Source organism: Microcoleus sp. T3_B1 (genome assembly GCF_036700445.1).
Classification (GTDB): Bacteria; Cyanobacteriota; Cyanobacteriia; order Cyanobacteriales; family Microcoleaceae; genus Microcoleus.
On record NZ_JAUBOX010000054.1, the window covers coordinates 1 to 16,132 of the forward strand.

Annotated in this window: 14 protein-coding genes; 6 read left to right on the forward strand and 8 right to left on the reverse strand. The window is 46.1% G+C overall.

Features of this window, described 5'->3' with window-relative positions; translation table 11 throughout:
- The first annotated feature begins 347 nt into the window (after positions 1 to 347).
- The 3 genes from QT990_RS23985 (at position 348) to QT990_RS23995 (ending at position 2,787) form a co-directional block, all read left to right on the forward strand.
- Positions 348 to 920 carry a hypothetical protein gene (locus QT990_RS23985; protein ID WP_333144787.1) on the forward strand — a complete coding sequence of 191 codons (573 nt, stop codon included), beginning with the start codon at positions 348 to 350 and terminating at the stop codon, positions 918 to 920.
- A gap of 232 nt (positions 921 to 1,152) precedes the next feature.
- Positions 1,153 to 1,869, forward strand: a complete 717-nt coding sequence (locus QT990_RS23990) for a GUN4 N-terminal ARM-like repeat domain-containing protein (RefSeq protein WP_333144788.1) — start codon at positions 1,153 to 1,155, stop codon at positions 1,867 to 1,869.
- A 357-nt stretch (positions 1,870 to 2,226) separates the two neighbouring features.
- Positions 2,227 to 2,787, forward strand: a complete 561-nt coding sequence (locus QT990_RS23995) for a Uma2 family endonuclease (RefSeq protein WP_333144789.1) — start codon at positions 2,227 to 2,229, stop codon at positions 2,785 to 2,787.
- Positions 2,788 to 2,933: 146 nt separating this feature from the next.
- Here QT990_RS23995 and QT990_RS24000 read toward each other — a convergent pair whose 3' ends face one another.
- Complete coding sequence (locus QT990_RS24000) at positions 2,934 to 3,251, reverse strand: hypothetical protein (protein WP_333144790.1); 318 nt, start codon at positions 3,249 to 3,251, stop codon at positions 2,934 to 2,936.
- 218 nt (positions 3,252 to 3,469) lie between these two features.
- Between QT990_RS24000 and QT990_RS24005 the strand changes: the two genes are divergently transcribed.
- The 3 genes from QT990_RS24005 (at position 3,470) to QT990_RS24015 (ending at position 6,896) form a co-directional block, all read left to right on the forward strand.
- On the forward strand, positions 3,470 to 4,864 hold the full coding sequence (locus tag QT990_RS24005) for an ATP-binding protein (protein ID WP_333144791.1): 1,395 nt from the start codon (positions 3,470 to 3,472) through the stop codon (positions 4,862 to 4,864).
- An 8-nt stretch (positions 4,865 to 4,872) separates the two neighbouring features.
- On the forward strand, positions 4,873 to 6,168 hold the full coding sequence (locus QT990_RS24010; protein WP_333144792.1) for a tetratricopeptide repeat protein: 1,296 nt from the start codon (positions 4,873 to 4,875) through the stop codon (positions 6,166 to 6,168).
- Positions 6,169 to 6,239: 71 nt separating this feature from the next.
- On the forward strand, positions 6,240 to 6,896 hold the full coding sequence (locus QT990_RS24015) for a restriction endonuclease subunit R (RefSeq protein ID WP_333144793.1): 657 nt from the start codon (positions 6,240 to 6,242) through the stop codon (positions 6,894 to 6,896).
- A 35-nt stretch (positions 6,897 to 6,931) separates the two neighbouring features.
- Here the strand turns inward: QT990_RS24015 and QT990_RS24020 are convergent, their stop codons facing one another.
- The 7 genes from QT990_RS24020 to QT990_RS24050 all read right to left on the reverse strand — a co-directional run bounded on the left by QT990_RS24020 (position 6,932) and on the right by QT990_RS24050 (position 15,810).
- A complete protein-coding gene (locus QT990_RS24020; RefSeq protein ID WP_333144794.1) occupies positions 6,932 to 7,534 on the reverse strand; it encodes a hypothetical protein in 603 nt (200 codons plus the stop codon).
- 42 nt (positions 7,535 to 7,576) lie between these two features.
- Complete coding sequence (locus tag QT990_RS24025) at positions 7,577 to 8,296, reverse strand: DUF2786 domain-containing protein (protein WP_333144795.1); 720 nt, start codon at positions 8,294 to 8,296, stop codon at positions 7,577 to 7,579.
- A gap of 146 nt (positions 8,297 to 8,442) precedes the next feature.
- Positions 8,443 to 9,657, reverse strand: coding sequence for a DUF790 family protein (locus QT990_RS24030; protein ID WP_333144796.1), 1,215 nt, complete (start codon positions 9,655 to 9,657; stop codon positions 8,443 to 8,445).
- A 15-nt stretch (positions 9,658 to 9,672) separates the two neighbouring features.
- Positions 9,673 to 10,134: a DUF3598 family protein gene (locus QT990_RS24035; RefSeq protein ID WP_333144797.1), complete on the reverse strand. Its 462-nt coding sequence runs from the start codon at positions 10,132 to 10,134 to the stop codon at positions 9,673 to 9,675.
- A gap of 270 nt (positions 10,135 to 10,404) precedes the next feature.
- The gene (locus QT990_RS24040) at positions 10,405 to 13,230 is read right to left on the reverse strand and encodes a C2 family cysteine protease (RefSeq protein WP_333144798.1); all 2,826 of its coding nucleotides are present in this window, start codon (positions 13,228 to 13,230) and stop codon (positions 10,405 to 10,407) included.
- Between the two features lie 767 nt (positions 13,231 to 13,997).
- On the reverse strand, positions 13,998 to 14,174 hold the full coding sequence (locus tag QT990_RS24045) for a hypothetical protein (protein ID WP_333144799.1): 177 nt from the start codon (positions 14,172 to 14,174) through the stop codon (positions 13,998 to 14,000).
- Between the two features lie 97 nt (positions 14,175 to 14,271).
- Positions 14,272 to 15,810 carry a DEAD/DEAH box helicase family protein gene (locus QT990_RS24050; protein ID WP_333144800.1) on the reverse strand — a complete coding sequence of 513 codons (1,539 nt, stop codon included), beginning with the start codon at positions 15,808 to 15,810 and terminating at the stop codon, positions 14,272 to 14,274.
- Positions 15,811 to 16,132: the final 322 nt, after the last annotated feature.

Consider the following 16,132-nt stretch of genomic DNA (forward strand, 5'->3'; position numbering starts at 1 on the left):
GCAGGCTACTTCAGTCTACACCAATTGTCGTGAGTATTACCTACAAGTCTAGGAAAATATCATCCTAGCAATTGCTCTTGTGTGGTTCCCCCGGAGTGCGGTTGTGGTTGTGGTTGTAGTTGTGGTGGTGTTTGTTGTCGCAACGGCCTTTAATCGAGGCGGTTGAAACTAGATCCCAATATCAGTCTACCTAATCCCGGAGGGGGTCAGTTTCAGAGAACGGTGAATGGGAAAATAAACAGGTAAGGCGAGTCTGTCGGTGGAGTTTCCCCGCCTATCAACTTCCTTACCTTCTGATGTTCGGGATTTGGATCTGGCACAATCGTATTTCATCTCGTAAAAACCCAATGGAAAATACTCTCGAAACTACCCGCAGACAGCGCGTATTGACAAGAACCCAGGAACGGCGTCAGGCAACACCCAAAGAAAAACAGTTGATTCACCTGCTAGCCAATATGGCTTGCAGTTTGATTAAATACGACTACAAACACGCAGCGGGCAAGGGTACTCTCCCGCCTTCGGAAAGCAAGCGTTTAGCGGAATGGCACTACCTGCGAGTTCAGCAAATTCGCAGGATCGAACGCTCATTGGAGCCCGTAGCGACCCTTAAGCGCGTGTACTACAAGAGCATCCTCAGTCCGAGGGATCTGAAGTCTTTGAAACTTCTGTGGCTGGAGGAGGACAAAAACCGCGTCAAACGGGTCGATCCTGAGTTGGACGACATCCTCAGCGAAGCTTTGGATCGGGGAGATACTTTAAAACAGCTATTTCACTCGATCGAAGTCAAAGAACGCACCTTTTCTGCAACTCCTAGCCCCGGCGCCGTGCCGCTTTGGGTCAAAGAGTGGGAAGACTCGGAATATGACATAAACTTTTTTCCGCCTTCCTTCCCTGCATGGGTTTCGATCGTGGACGACTAGGTTCAGGAAAAACTCTTTGACATGGCATCGATCGCAAATTTCAGATGGTAGACTTATTTGCGATTGCTGCCATTGGCCAAGAGTGTGCGGGCGTGAGGCTAAACGAGGCGGCGTTGCGCGCAGGCATCCGAGTACACAGAAGTGAATCGGAGTCAGTACCATTGTACAATGGGGGAAAACCAGGGCTTCAGCTAATCGCTGATAGCTGATAGCTGATAGCTGATAGTTTCTCATGACTGACTCGATTTCTACTTCTCCTCTAGACTCGGCGGCCGATACAGCCGAACTCCGCTCTCAGTTGAGGTCGGGTTCGGAAAAAACTCAACTGCAACTGCTGCAACAACAAATAGCAGATTCCGGTTGGGATGTATTGATGGAATTTTTATTAGAGCGCAAGTCAGATGCACCGACTGCGGTAATGGGTAAGGCTTACCAAATTCTTTACAGTGCTGGTTCTCCGAGAGTGGCGGAGTTTTTGCAAGCGAATTTTCCAACTGGGGTTGTGCCGCTGCGATCGGACTCTAACATTGATTACACTCCGCTGCAACAATTATTGGCGTTACAGGAATTTCAAGAAGCCGATCGCTTAACTTTAGACAAGCTTTGTGAATTGGCTGGTGATACAGCTTCTGTGAGAAAGTGGCTGTATTTTACCCAAGTTGAGAGTTTGCCCGTAACGGATTTGCAAACAATTAATACGCTGTGGAAAGTTCATTCCGAAGGCAAATTTGGCTTTTCGGTGCAGCGGGAAATTTGGCTAGGTTCGGGGAAGAATTGGGATAAGTTGTGGCCACTAATTGGCTGGAAAAAGGGGAATAATTGGACGCGGTATCCGCAAGAGTTTATCTGGGATTTGAGCGCGCCTAGGGGTCATTTGCCGCTGTCGAATCAGTTGCGGGGAGTGCAGCCTTTTGCAGCTTTGATGGCTCATCCTGCCTGGTTGAAGTGAATGGTTTTGGGGCTTTTGGAGAATGCGGGGCGGGCTGGATGGCCTGCCCCGCTATTGTTTTTGGGGAATTGGGATTGGGATTTTTGAGGCGCAGAAATTCACAGAAATTCACAGGCGGGATGCCTGTTCCAATTTTGGCATAGAGAGAGAAGGGCGATCGTATTTCTAGGAATGTTGGGAAATTTTGTATAATTGATATTTGATATCATGTCCGGTCGATTACCCTGATTCCTGTAGGGGCGGGTTCACCAATAATATTTGCCAAAAACGGACAATCTCACAAACCCGCCCCGACCAATGTATTATGGGTGAGCGATCGGACATGATAGGAGTTAATTAGCGAGAGGGCTGGGAGTCATGGTAGGCATCGGAACCAAACTCACTTTAGCAGAATTTCTAGCTTTGCCCGACGGAGATGTATATTGTGAGTTTGTAGATGGTGAAGCAGTTCCTAAAGTGTCTCCAAAATTTTTTCATTCCAGTTTACAGGGAGCTTTGTGTGACCTGATTCGTGTATGGTGTAAAGGACGCGGGCGAGTGCTTCCAGAATGGGCAATTTTGTTAAAACGTCAGGATAAAGATTGGGCACCTGTTCCCGATTTAACGTACATTTCTTATGAACGTCTGCCGAAAAGTTGGCGGCGAAATGAAGCTTGTCCCGCAATTCCTGAACTGGTGATTGAGATTATATCGCCCGATCAAACGATGAAGGAATTTGAAGAGAAGGCGAAAGATTATTTGGCGGCGGGCGTTCCGCGAGTTTGGGCGATAGATCCAGAGGCTATTTTAATTAGAAGTTTTTTGACCGATGGTTCGAGTCAAGTTTATACGGATAATACAGTAATTTTGGATGAGTTGCTGCCTGGTTTGGAGTTGACGACTAGACAGATTTTTGAAGAAGCGGAATTGATTGATTGAGGGCGATCGTACTCTGTGCAAGATATCAGTCGTAGGGTGCGTGACAACGGGAAAACTTTGAAGGAGTGGCGGTGGGACTATTGACTGTCACGCACCGCACGCGGGCAAAGCATTGAATAATACGCTGTCACCGGAAACGATATCACTTACACTTCGAGACGGATTTTGACTGTAGTGCCAAAAGCTTTTCTGAAGGCTGATTCAACATCGGGAAGTTTTTGAATGGCCATTAGCAAAAGTGGTGTTGACGAGACTTTAATCCGGGCTTCGCCATCATGGAGACCAATCAGTTTTCCGTGCTGTCGCATCAGTTCTTTAGTCGTGCGTGCTGATATGTGAAGTAGCACAGTTTTCCATGTTAGGTCTAGTATTCCTTGCATGGCTTCTTCTATTTGTTTGAGGGTGTCGTTTTTTTTAGGTAAAACGCCTGGTAGTTCCAGTTGAACGAAATTTTGTGCTTGCATAGTCTTACTCATGATGAAGAAATGATTGTTTTAACTGGGAAATGAGCGATATCGCCTAACTTGCTTCCCATCTCTATATTCCTTGAACAGCAAAGGTTTGACGGCTCAATTTCAACGCACCTCTGGCGCTGTATCCAAAAGTGAGCCAAAATTGAGCCGCGCCACAAATTGGCAGATGTTATAAGTTAAATATGGTTACTGAAGGTTAAAAAATCAGCATGGCAGCTACTCTAAGAGCATCTGAATCTGGGCTGGAAATAGTCGATCGGGCAAGGCGAAAGAAAGGCTTGGAAAAACAAGCTTCTAGCTGGTGCGGAGATGCCCAAACTTCAGTCGCAACTTTAAAGCGGTTTTGGCGGCGAAAGCCTATTGGGCAGGAGGTTTTTGTCAAGATTTGCAAGGCTATAGAATTGGATAACTGGGAAGATATTGTTGATGATAGTCCCTTGTCTCAGACAGATTCGAGAGCAGAGTTTTTTGCTTGTGACGATGCTTGGGTTGGTCGAAAAGACTTGATTAGTCAACTCACAGAGAAAGTTCAGGGATCGTGTCGCTTGTTAATTCTTCTGGGCATCGCGGGAATTGGTAAAACGGCTTTAGCTGAAAGATTGGCGGTGGAGTTACAAGACGACGATCGTAAGTTTCATCAGGAGAATTTTGAAAACCAGCAGCAAGCTTCTGATTTTGCTAGTGTGGCGATTCGATGGCTGGAAAAGTGGGGAGAACGGATTACGCCAGATGACCGCAAAGATACACAGCGGTTGTTGAATAGATTGGTCAAGCGATTGCGAGAAAATCGGTATTTGGTGGTGATAGATTCTCTGGAACTGATTTTAAAAGGAAATGAAGAAACAGGCTGGAATGGTTTTCAGGATGAGTTGTGGGCAAAATTTTTTGAAACTTTTTTGGCAGTAGAATCTTTCCAAAGTCGTATCATCGTAACATCGCAGGATTTGCCAGAGCAAATTCCGGCTCGTTATAAAAATTTCTGGTATCGCCAAGAATTGAAGGGACTGACACCATCAGAACAGTTAGCCTTGTTCGATAAAACTGGACTAGAGGTTGATATAGATTCACCAAACAAACCTTATTTAGAACGAATCGGCGCTGCTTATGAAGGGCATCCATTGGCTTTGCGGGTGATTGCTGGGGAAATTGGCAGTCATCCTTTTTATGGTAACGTGACGGGTTATTGGAATAAATACGGGCAGGAAATTGAAGAAGTGGAGAAGGCAATTGAGGAAGCTAAGACCAAAGGAATAACGGCATCAGCAGATGACGACTGGCGACTGGATCGATATACTCGCGAACTGCGAAAAAATGTGCTAGTCCGGCTGGAAAAGACGTTTGAGAGATTGAAAAAAGATGTTTTGAATGCCTATCGATTGCTTTGCGAAGCTTCGGTGTATCGCTGTGCAGTACCGGAAGAGTTTTGGCTGAGTCATTTGGAAGATTGGGATTGCGATGACCAGAAGCAAGAGTTAGCGTTGGAGGCGCTGCGCGATCGCTTTTTGGTAGAAGAAGAATTAATTGACGATGAGATACACTTGCGGCAGCACAATTTAATTCGCAGCGTAGCACTTGAACACTTAAAGCAATTGACAGCGAGGTAGTGGGCAATATGAAGAGTGCTTTTGCTGAATTTGATTTTAAAAGTCAAAATGGTTTGGATGTTGACATCACGCCACCGGGAGAGTGGATGCTGGCTAATCTGGGAATTGATCTAGCAGCACCGGAGTTTAGGGAACTGCCCCCTTGTAAACGCGCTCAGTACAGAGCGGTTAAAAATTGGCTGACGAGGTACAAACTGAAGCCGGATGCTTCCAATCTTGAGAAAGTTCGGCGATACTTGGAAGCATTTCACCATCTGTGCGAAGTGGAAGACTGGGAAAGAGCTTGGGGAATTATTACTACTAGCATCAATTCGTCAAGTCATGAGGAATTACGTATTCAGCTATACGTTTGGGCATACAATTATGAACTGATTGATATGTGCCAAAGACTCTTAAGCAAGTTAGATTCTCCCCGAAATGCTATTCTTTGTCAAAATCTAGGAATTGCTTATAAGAATCTTGGAGACCATGCCAAAGCTATGGAGTACCATCAGCAGAATTTGACTATCGCACTCCAACTTTCAGACCTACAGGGTGTGCATAGTTCTTGTGGAAATTTGGGAGTTGCTTATAAGAATCTTGGAGACTATACTACAGCTATTCATTACTATTGGCAGAGTTGGACGATTGCGCTGGTACTGGAGGACCTACAGGGGATGGGAACTGCCCTAGGAAATCTGGGAGTTGCTTACAATAACCTTGGAGATTACACAATGGCGATTGAGTATCATCAACAACATTTATCGATCGCTAGGCAAATAGAAAACTGCCAGGAAGAAGGAAATGCTCTAGCGAATCTAGGCAAAACTTACCTAGACCTGCGAGCTTATGCTAAAGCAATTGATTACTCCCAGCAAAGTTTGGCAATCTGGCAGGAAATTGGACACCGCTACAAGGAAGGAATAGCTCTGGGAAATTTAGGGCTAGCTTACTATTCACTTAATGATTATACGAAAGCAATTGATTGTCAGCAGAGAAGTTTAGCGATTTCAGATGAAATAGGAGATCGCTATGGAAAAGCAATGGATTTGTGTCATTTAGGGGCTATCTTAGCCGCACTTGGTCAATATTCACAATCCCTAGAATATTTACAGAAATCAATACATATTTGTACAAAAATAGGCGCTCTTTTTATGGAGGCTTATGCTCTCAGTCAACTGACGGTAGTTTTTCTGAAACTAGGCAACCTCTCTCTAGCGCTTGAGTATTGCGATCGCGCTTTGTCCATATCCACAGAATTAGGCATCCCGCTAGCAAAAGAATGTCAAGAGTTAAAAGAAAAATTGCTGCTCGATCGAGCATAGCTTATGAGATTCTGAAACTGCACGAGCTAAAATAAGAGGTAGAATTTATCGTATCCCAATATTCTTAGGCTATGACTGCTCTCAATGCTAAAAATTTAACTCTCAGTGAAGTTCTCCGCCTGCTAAAATTCCAGAAATTGCCCAACGGCTCATTCACTCCGTTATTATCCCTAGAACCTTTAACCGAATTTGAACAACAAGAACTTATACAAACCTGCGAAGACTTCGATAGCTACCTGACAGATGGCAAGGTTTCTGAAGGCCAAGTCAAGTTAGTATCTGTTGGCCCGTTACTGCGGCTGGCTGGTTTTTATCGATCGCCAATTAAGATGTTTTTGGAAGAAGGTATCGCCGATATTGCTGTAGAAGATGAAGGCGCAACTATTACAGGGCGTTTGGATCTGTTAGCGATCGACAAAAATACACTCACAACTACAGATGTACCTTTCTGGATTTTAGTAATTGAAACGAAAAATAGTGCGATCGATGTATTGGCCGGCTTGCCTCAGTTACTCGCGTATGCTTATAAAAGCCTAGAGCATCAAACATCCGTCTGGGGGTTAGTGACAAACGGAGCGCGCTATCAGTTCGCTTACATCCAGTCGGGAACTCCTCCTACTTTTCAGTTGATGCCGTTACTAAATTTAATGGACTGTGAACCTGCTATCCAGATTTTACAAGTTCTAAAAGCTATTGGCAAGTTACAAAATACTCGCCTCGGTAACTGATACTAAAAAGCCCCTAAATTATCACATAAAATCAGCTAACCTTCCCGCACCATCCATACCAAAAAACCCAAAATTTGCTCGACAGGAGGAAGTGGATAATCAATCAAGTCAATTGTCACTGTTTGCCCTTCGAGTTTGAGGAATCGCCACTGAGTGCCATTGCTTACCACACCATAAATTATGGGAATCGGCTTTTTCTTAGCCTCATTAAATTTTTGTGCTGCCACCATTTCAGCAATACATTGCCCGAATCCTGTTCTGAGGTCAGATTTTTTTGCCTCCACAATGATGACGGCCGGTGCTTCGATTTCTAGAATTTCTTCGGAACGGCTAAAGAGAAAATCACACACGCCGTTCAGTCCAATTGATTCGTCTACTGTGAAGTCTTCTCCAGAAAATAAGCTGACTCGCCGCTGTAAAATTCGTCTCGCTTCTAGCAAAACAGGGAAAATAATTCCTTCAGAACGAGCTTTTTCGCTGGCGGATGAGGCAAACGGCAGGCTTTCTTCCAAAAAGGCAGTCAGTGCTGGAGAAGGGGAAATAGGGTCAATGTTAGGCAAAAAACGAACTGCTTCTACAGTGGTTAGATTAAATGCTTCCTTGACTTTACCGATTGTGGTGAAAGAACTGTAGGGCATAGGGATTAACAGTATAAATTGAATGGCTAACTATACTTAAACTCACAGAGATTCATTGAGTTGTTTTTGTTCCTCTTCAGGCTGCACTTGCTTGTGCAAACTAATTTTATCGCCGACTTCATACCCCGAATTAAAACCCGCCGCGCTGCTGACTTGAGAACTACTTCTTGTTTTAATTTTAGCCCCTCGGCCCTCTAGATAATCGGCGATCGCCTGTTGATTTTTCTCAAACATCGATCGCACTACAATCGCTGGAGTCGCCGCCACATCCCCCGAACCCGGAATCCCCGACTCTTCCATCTCCTGTTTTTGTTCCAACAATCTTTGTCTCAACCTCGTCGCGCATCCAACCCGAAAAGCATTCAGATACGCCAACCCCCTGCCGTTTCCTTTGCGGTATTTAGCCCTTTTTTCAATTGCAGAACTCAAATACTCGTACAGATGTTTGCAAACAATCAGGTTTGTAGAAGTTCCCACCAAAAACATACTGCCATTATAAGTATTTCGCATGGCATTGCAACCGTTAGCGTCGGCAATTCCCGAAAGCAGCATCATTTTCCAAGTGACAAATTTCGATGTTGTTTCAACTGAGTCTTCGTCAATCTCTTCTTGGTGATTTGGCCCTAAATCCGCGAGGCTGAGATTGTACTGTGCCAGTAAAAGGGAAGCTTTTTCGGCCGCAGCAGTCGATTCGTTTTCATTGGATGAGGTGGCGAGGGCTAAAAGCTTTTTGATTCTTTCGACAATACTTGTGTCTGCCATTTTTCAATCGGTTTTAGGGTGAGAGAGGATTTGGCGATCGAGGTGACTTTAGTATAATACCAAATCTGACTTAAATATCCCTCTTATTTCTTAGTCCGCGCAGGCGGACTTTGTTTGTGTAGTCGCGGTTTCAACCGCCGAGAACTCTATTCGAGGACTTCCAGGACTGATTTGGGCAACAATTTATCTTTAAACCAGACTACTTTTGCTGGCACATCATTTACATTCACCCCGGCTTTTTCTAAATTCAGCCGTTCGGAAATAGCTAAAATCAAGTGATCGCATTCAGACTTCTGTACTTGTGCAAATTTCTTTTGCAAATACTCCGGCCGCCAATAGCCAACTATTTCTAATAAAAACACTCGTCCGTCGGGATGCACTAACCGAAAGTCGGGAATCATCACACTACCTGGAATCGGAATTAAATCAACTTCTCGTTCTAGTTGCCACTCGGTTTTTGTGGAATTCCATCTTTCAGCAAATGCTGCTTCTAACATACTATCATAAGGCTTGCCAGGGGGATAGTGGCTGACTAAACCGCAGTCGGAATTTAGGGTGAATTTACCTGTTTTCAAAACGCCGCTAAAAGGGTCTTTTGTGTGCAGTATCGAGTGCATACTCCATTTGGTGACGTGCAGCAGTGCGGGCAGCATTTTCGCCAGGGCTAAGCCGTAGCGGGTACTGGGTTTGAATAAGCTTGTAGGGCCGTCTATTGTCAGTGTAAAACCGTGGTCTGCATCGCCTTCGATGTAAGTCATTAATTGAAATAGTTTCAGATAGCGAAATAAGAGTTTGTATTCTCCTGGATCGTTGCGGTGGGCGGTTAATTGGACTTGACTTGCTCTGTAAAATATGCCTTGAACTTGAGAAAGATTGTATTTGTGAAGCAAGTTTTCGGGAGTTGGTGCATTAAACTCAGTGAGGATTTTGTTTTCGTTTAAATCCGCGTATAAACCTGTAGTGATTTCGCGAGGCAAAACTTCTCTGTTTAAGTCTTGGCTGAGTTCACTTGCTACTTTTTCCAGGGTTAATTGGGTGGATTGAGGGCTGGGAGTCGATCGCGCGGACAAGGCAAAAACCCGCTGTCTCAACTCTGAGGGTTCTAGGGGACTGATGACTTCCAAGGTGCAGAAACCGCCTTTCAGCAGGTGCGCTAATCCCCGTTTCAGCCGATAATCCGGGCTGTCGCCTTCTAATTCTAGCAAGCGTCCGTCGAGCTCGCCTTGGGTTTTGCCGATCGACTCTTGAAAGCAGTTTATCGTTTCGGTAGCTGCTTCTAAGTTTTTAGCATCTATCTTGAGGCGGAGAGGAATAATTGATTCCCCGTTTTGGCGGTGACTTAATAAATCAGTGGGTAACATAAGCAGTGAAAATTTTTACTGAATTTTTTGTTCAACAATCACCATAACTCCCCTAAGTTTTCCCTCTTCTGTCAAGCTTTGGGTAGTCCGAATTCGGCGATCGGAACTGACAAGATGGATTGTTTCAACAGCCCTCATCAAGCCAGTTGCTTTGTCCCATACTTGAAAAATTATCAACTCATCTCCAACTTCTGTCGCTAGTGTATTGTAGTTGGAAAAAACCGAGTCGCGACCTTCAATTTGCACTTGACCTTCGCCGACAACATAACCCACAAAATTTTGGGTTTCACTCTGGCCATTGGCATAAGTTTGAAGGTTAGTTTGCCTCCACTCGTTATCAACTATTTTCTGGGTTACTACTGCTTTAAAACGCCGGGTTTCTTTGCAGTCGGCATCGAGTATTGTCCAGTCTCCCTCCCAAACTCCTGTATGTTTGGGAAAAATTTTAAAGTTAGTTAGTTGTGCAGTTTCGCTCATTTTTAGGTAATGTGAATTAGTTGTTGATGATATTTTATTCCAGCTTCCTTTAATTTTAGTGTAGCCACAATCATAGAAGAGGATATTACTCAAAGACCTCTAATTGAGGCGCAGCCCAAAATTGCGTGTCGGTACGAGTTGGAACCTATTGCGTAGGTTGGGTTGACAATCGGAAACCCAACAGCCGTTTACTAGGTTGGGTCTCGCGAAACGAGACCCAACCTACATCTGTTCCAGCTTAACAGTTGGGTTTTGAAGAAGCGATAAATACTATGGCTGGGTCAGACTCACCCGACGAAATTGCTGCAACAACCGGTTGAAGGTGATCGCCAAAAACCCATCATTTCCGATCTTATTCGGATCTTCCGGTGCGAATAGCGGTACCCCCATGTTGTTTTCATTCTTTCTCAGAGAATTGTCATACCCCCAGGGGTTCCGCAGTAGGATCATCTTTTTACCATCAGCCGCCTCATAGGCATTGTGGATACTGTAGGCATGATTACTAACAAACAAATCTTCAGATCGCTTCCTGGCCTCCAAGCCTGCCACTGCCGTGACATAGCGACCCCCATTCAAGGCATCTTGAATCTGTTGAAAGATTTGCTCGCTCGTAATACTTTTTGAGTTCTTGGGCTTGCCACTCTCACCTAAATTTTCGCTCACCATATAATTTGGATTGGCTCGGTTGTCGGGATTCCACGCCATTTCTGTGATCGCCTGATTTGTGAGCCGTTTGAGGGCAACCCCCGGCCAATCGCCATTCCCAATCGCATTATAGCCATCGCGACCGGTCTCCTCACCCCGGAACTTAGCGTAGGCACGTTCAACAATGGGGGCCCAGATGGATTCCCCCGACGCTTGGTTCGGGTCTCGTTGCTTCTGATCCCATTTCACCCCAAACATTTCATTTTTCTTGGTCTTCTCATTTTCCTTGGTCACCACCTGGTCGTCCACGGTGACCATGCGCGGTTCGCCTGTTCTGTAGTTGTAGAACTGGAGGGTATAGTTGTTACCATCGCTCTTAATGAGATCGTTGAGCACTCCACTCTGCTTGGAGATCGGCTGGCTGACATCTTCGATCTTGCCGAACGTGGCCGCCAGGGCTGCAAGAAAGGCGCAGTCGCCGAACCTTCCTTGGTTGAGGCCAGAGATTTCAATCGGCCGATCTCGACCGCCCGTTAGAGGCGCATAGACTAATTTATGAGGCGTATCTTCTTTGAGACCCGTATCAGCCCGCTTCCCCTTTTCTAGAAATGTGGCGCGGGGCAACTGAGTGTCAGCACTCGCACTGCGTACCGCGTTTGCAATCGGCGTTCCCGTCACAGTGGCATTCAGCCTGTCAGCACTCGCACTGCGTACCGCGTTTGCAACCGCCGTTCCCGTCACCGTGGTATTCAGAGTATAGTCACCCAAGCCCGGAGCATCCACACTGGTGGCAAACACTACATATTGACCCCCCTGTTCCGTGGTGAAACTCACCTGGGCATTGAAGTCTCCGCCACTGGTGTTAATGTCATTGTTTTCAACGATCACTTCGCCCGTGAGCAGATCGACCACGGTCAAATAGGCATCGAAGTCATCCGATTGTTGAGTCACAGTCACCGTTAACCCAGCACCCAGTTCCTCTAGGAGATAGGGATCGGCATAGTTTTCCAGATCGTTCGGATCGAAGTCATCGTTTTGAGTCAAGGTGCCCGTTGTGGGGACGCCGGGGAAAAGTGGCTCATAGGCTTCAATGTCCACCCGGCTGCCAGGTTCGGAAATAGCAGCAATTTTGTAGGGCGTTGCCACCCCTGGGGCGGTGACATTGACGAAATAAGTACCGGGGTTGATGTTATCTTCCTGGATTTCATTGGTTCCCTGGGCAACAATCTCATCCGCATCCAACTGGTTGTTGCTATTGCGATCGCTCCACACAGTAAGGTTTAGATCCGCCTTCCGGTTCTCGGCAAACACATCTAGATAACCGCCGGGGTTGAGCACTTCCAGGCGATAGGCATCCACTGCATCAGCCCCGCCGACATAATCATGCAATTCCACCTCCCCATCGGTTGGCAAAGTCCGTGATGTGCTGGGTCGATCGCCCGCCAAATCAGGGGCTACAGTCCCGGCAACACCTGCCAAACTCAGGCTGTAGTTGGTATTCTCTTCAAAGGCCTCCACCGATAGGAAATATTTACCCGGATCGAGAGTTACATTCTCACTGGTTTCATTCGCAATTCCCGATCGCTCCGATGCGGAGATGATTTCATCTCCTCCTAATTCCCCATCGTCGTTTTTATCCTTATATAGTGCCACATCCGCATCTGCGCTCAAGCCACTCAAGCCCAAGTTAACAATGCTCGTTTCCTTCACCTGGAATTGGAAAAAGTCGGCATAATCTTCATCGCTCACTGCCCCCTGAAGGTTAGCTCCTCCCGGTATCGAACCCAGCACTGTAGCCCCCGGTTCCGTATCGTCCAGTGTCGCTTTGACGGTACTGAATAAGCCACTCAGGCTAGCAGGGCTGACTCCCTGCACCCGCGCCAAGATTGCACCAGTTGCTTTCAGCCGAATGAATGTATCGGTTCCATTCGCTTCCAGCGTTACGTCGGCTTCAGTCAGGGCATCGCCTGCTCCATCCGTCAGAGCGATGACATCGCCCTCTTCATCGCTAAAATCGGCGATCGTATCGGCGAGAGCCGGATTGGTTACAGCATCAGCGACATTCAAAACAAAAGCATCGGAACCATCGCTGCCAATTAGGCTATCAACTCCAGCACCCCCGGCTAGGAAATCGTCTCCCTCTTGACCTATTAATGTATCGTTGCCTTCACCGCCATAGATAACATCATTACCGCGTTCTCCCTGGAGATAATCTGCTCCAGCATTGCCCAACAGCAGATCGGCTCCGCGTCCGCCTTGTAGGCTGTCATTCCCGATTCCACCGGAGATCGAGTCCGAGCCGTCGTTCCCATACACCAAATCCGGGCGATCTGAGCCCACAATGGAATCTGCTCCTGCGAGCGATCGAATCCCAAAACCGGCCGGAACTTTGGAGTCGATCGTAAAAATATCGACACCGCTGGTCAAATCAAACAAGTTATTGGACGCCATTAGTATATGATCCCTTAATGATGAATGTATGAAGACATGAAAAATCCCACCAGCAATACCTCGGAATTAGTTAGAGCTGTGAATTAGTTGTGTATCCCAAATCCGGCTGAAATATCCCCTTGATGTCTTAGTCTGTCCTTAACTAAGTTCGAGGATAAAGTCCGGCAGACGTTGTAATTGGTTCTCGTGAGTTTTAGGTAATTTTAAAAATAAAACTTCCCGTGCTACAGCCCGGAAAGCCTGCGTGAGCGGATGCTCACACTACCGTTTCTACCACCAATTCAGAACAGCCAATTTATTCGTCTACTTAGGAGTTGCTGACGACAATATTGATGAGCTATTGCATCTTTATTAACTCTTATCAGACAAATATATCATACTTTAGAGAGATAACAAAGCAATCTGTATAATTAATGAAGGCTTGCTGAATCAGTTGGAAAAGTCAACGCTGTATGGGTTCACGGGGTGACAACCCCGTGAAGCTTGTAAGCTTCCCAAAAATCAGTGTCGCAGATGGCACACTGGCGATAAACTACCGGTAAAAATTGCCAAAGCCCCCGCTCTCGTGAGTTTTAGGTGATAATAAAAATAAAACTTTCGGTGGTAAAGGCCCGAAAGCCTGCGTGAGCGAGACGCTTACACTACTTCCACTACAAATCCAGAATAGCCGTATAGTTTGAGGTCAAAATTTTTCAATAGCCTTTTTCATAAAGGGGCTAACGGAGCTGAATTTGGCATTCTCAGGCTATACACTAAGTTGGCAATATTCAATCTTTATTTTCTTCGTCATAATTTTCTCCCCATTTGGCTGGTGATTCGGCTGCTTTTTTAGTCGCCTCCAGGTTGACTCCGTAAATGGGTGTTGGTTTGACAGTTTCTAATTTCTGATATTCAGGCTTGGGCGGTTCTATTTGTGTTTGTGGTTGGGGTTTGTGAGGCTGCATTCCTCCTCAGCGGCGTTGGGATGTTCTTCGTCGCGAAGAACGCGAATGGAAGAGGGAGAAAGAAAGAAAGAGAGTGTTCAGAAATAGTTTAGGCTTGCTACCAGGGAATTTCATCATTATCTTCTCCCCATTTTGCTGGTGATTCGGCTGCTTTTTTAGTCGCCTCCCGGTTGACTCCGTAAATCGGTGTCGGTTTGACAGTTTCTAATTTGTGATATTCAGGCTTTGGCGGTTCTATTTGTGTTTGTGGTTGGGGTTTGTGAGGCTGCATTCCTCCTCGGCGGCGTTGAGAAGTTCTTTCTTCGCTGGTGTCTTCGGTGACGACTTCGTAGAGAATAGCTAACTTATTTACATCGCTGCTTTTGCGGAGAACTCGACCCAATCGCTGAATGTATTCGCGTTCGCTGCCGGTTCCTGACAATATGATAGCAATTCTGGCGTCGGGAACGTCTACTCCTTCGTTGAGGACGTGGGAGGCGACGAGGGTTTTGTATTCGCCGCTGCGAAAACGATCGAGGATTTCGTGGCGTTCTTTGACTGGGGTTTGGTGGGTTATTGTGGGGATGAGAAATTCTTGGGAAATTCGGTAAACTGTGGCGTTGTCTCCGGTGAAAATTAGGGTGCGCTGGGGAGAGTGTTCTGCTAATATGTTGGCTAAAATTCGCAGTTTTCCTTCAGTACAAAGGGCGATTTCTTTGGCTTGGCGGTGGGCTAGCATGGCGCGCCGTCCCAGGGGCGATCGCGCGCTTGCCATGATAAACTGTTTCCAACCATCGAGGCTAGATATTTTGATGTTAGACTGTTTTAAGAAGTCGTTGCGAATGTTGATTAATTCGGCGTAGCGGTGGGTTTCTTCTGTTGACAGTTTTACCATAATTTGAACTATTTTATGGTCGGCTAAAGCATCGCCTGCCAAATCTTCGGGTCTTTTGCTAAATACTGTCGGGCCGATCAGGAAATGTAAATCGCTGTGGCGGCCATCTGTGCGATCGGGTGTAGCTGTCAGTCCCAGTCTAAAAGGCGCGATCGCATATTCGGAAATTACTCGATAAAAGTCCGTTGGCAAATGGTGGCATTCGTCAAAAACCAGCAAACCGTATTTATTGCCCAAGGTTTCTGCATGAATACTTGCACTGTCGTAGGTTGCCACTAAAATTGGCGTTTTGTCCCGCGAACCTCCGCCCAACAATCCGATTTCGATGTCGGGAAAAGCTGCTTTTAAATTAGCATACCACTGGTGCATTAAATCGAGAGTTGGTACTACAATTAATGTACTGCGACCAGTGACTTGCATGGCTAATTGTGCCAGATAAGTTTTGCCGGAAGCGGTGGGGAGGACGACTACTCCTTGGCTTCCTGCTTCCTGCCAAGCTGCGAGGGCCTGTTCTTGATGTGGGTAAGGCTGCATTTCCACGCTGGGTACGAGTTCGAGTAGTTCGTATGCCCTAGCTTCGTCGGTGAAGTGAATGCACTCGGCTTGGAGGCATTCTACCAGCGGGCGGTAGTGAATTGCTCGAATGCGGTATTTTTCCACGCGATCGTCCCAAGTGGCAAAGTCCACCCAGTCTCTGCCTTTGGGCGGCGGGTGTAGCAAGAGAGTTCCGCGATCGAATGTTAAGGTAGGTATCCGTGGCATTTGTTTAGATATGGGGGCGAGTTATGCCTGTTAAATTATAAGTGACCGATCAAATATATTGACACCAAACTCTCTATAAGTTAGTTTTTTTATAAGCAAATCTATAGAACCACCCTCTACTTTATACCGTTTCGGGTTGTTTGTTGAGATTTTTACCATTTTTTTTAGCCTATAAGTTTGCCAAAATGTCAAAATTTCATTGGCACGTACCTACTTATAGCCATCCTAAATCATTTGTGAATTTCTTACTCCCTCCCCGCGGGTTCGGGGAGGGTTGGGGTGGGGTAAAAATTTTACGACTCTTGCAAGGATTGCTATATAA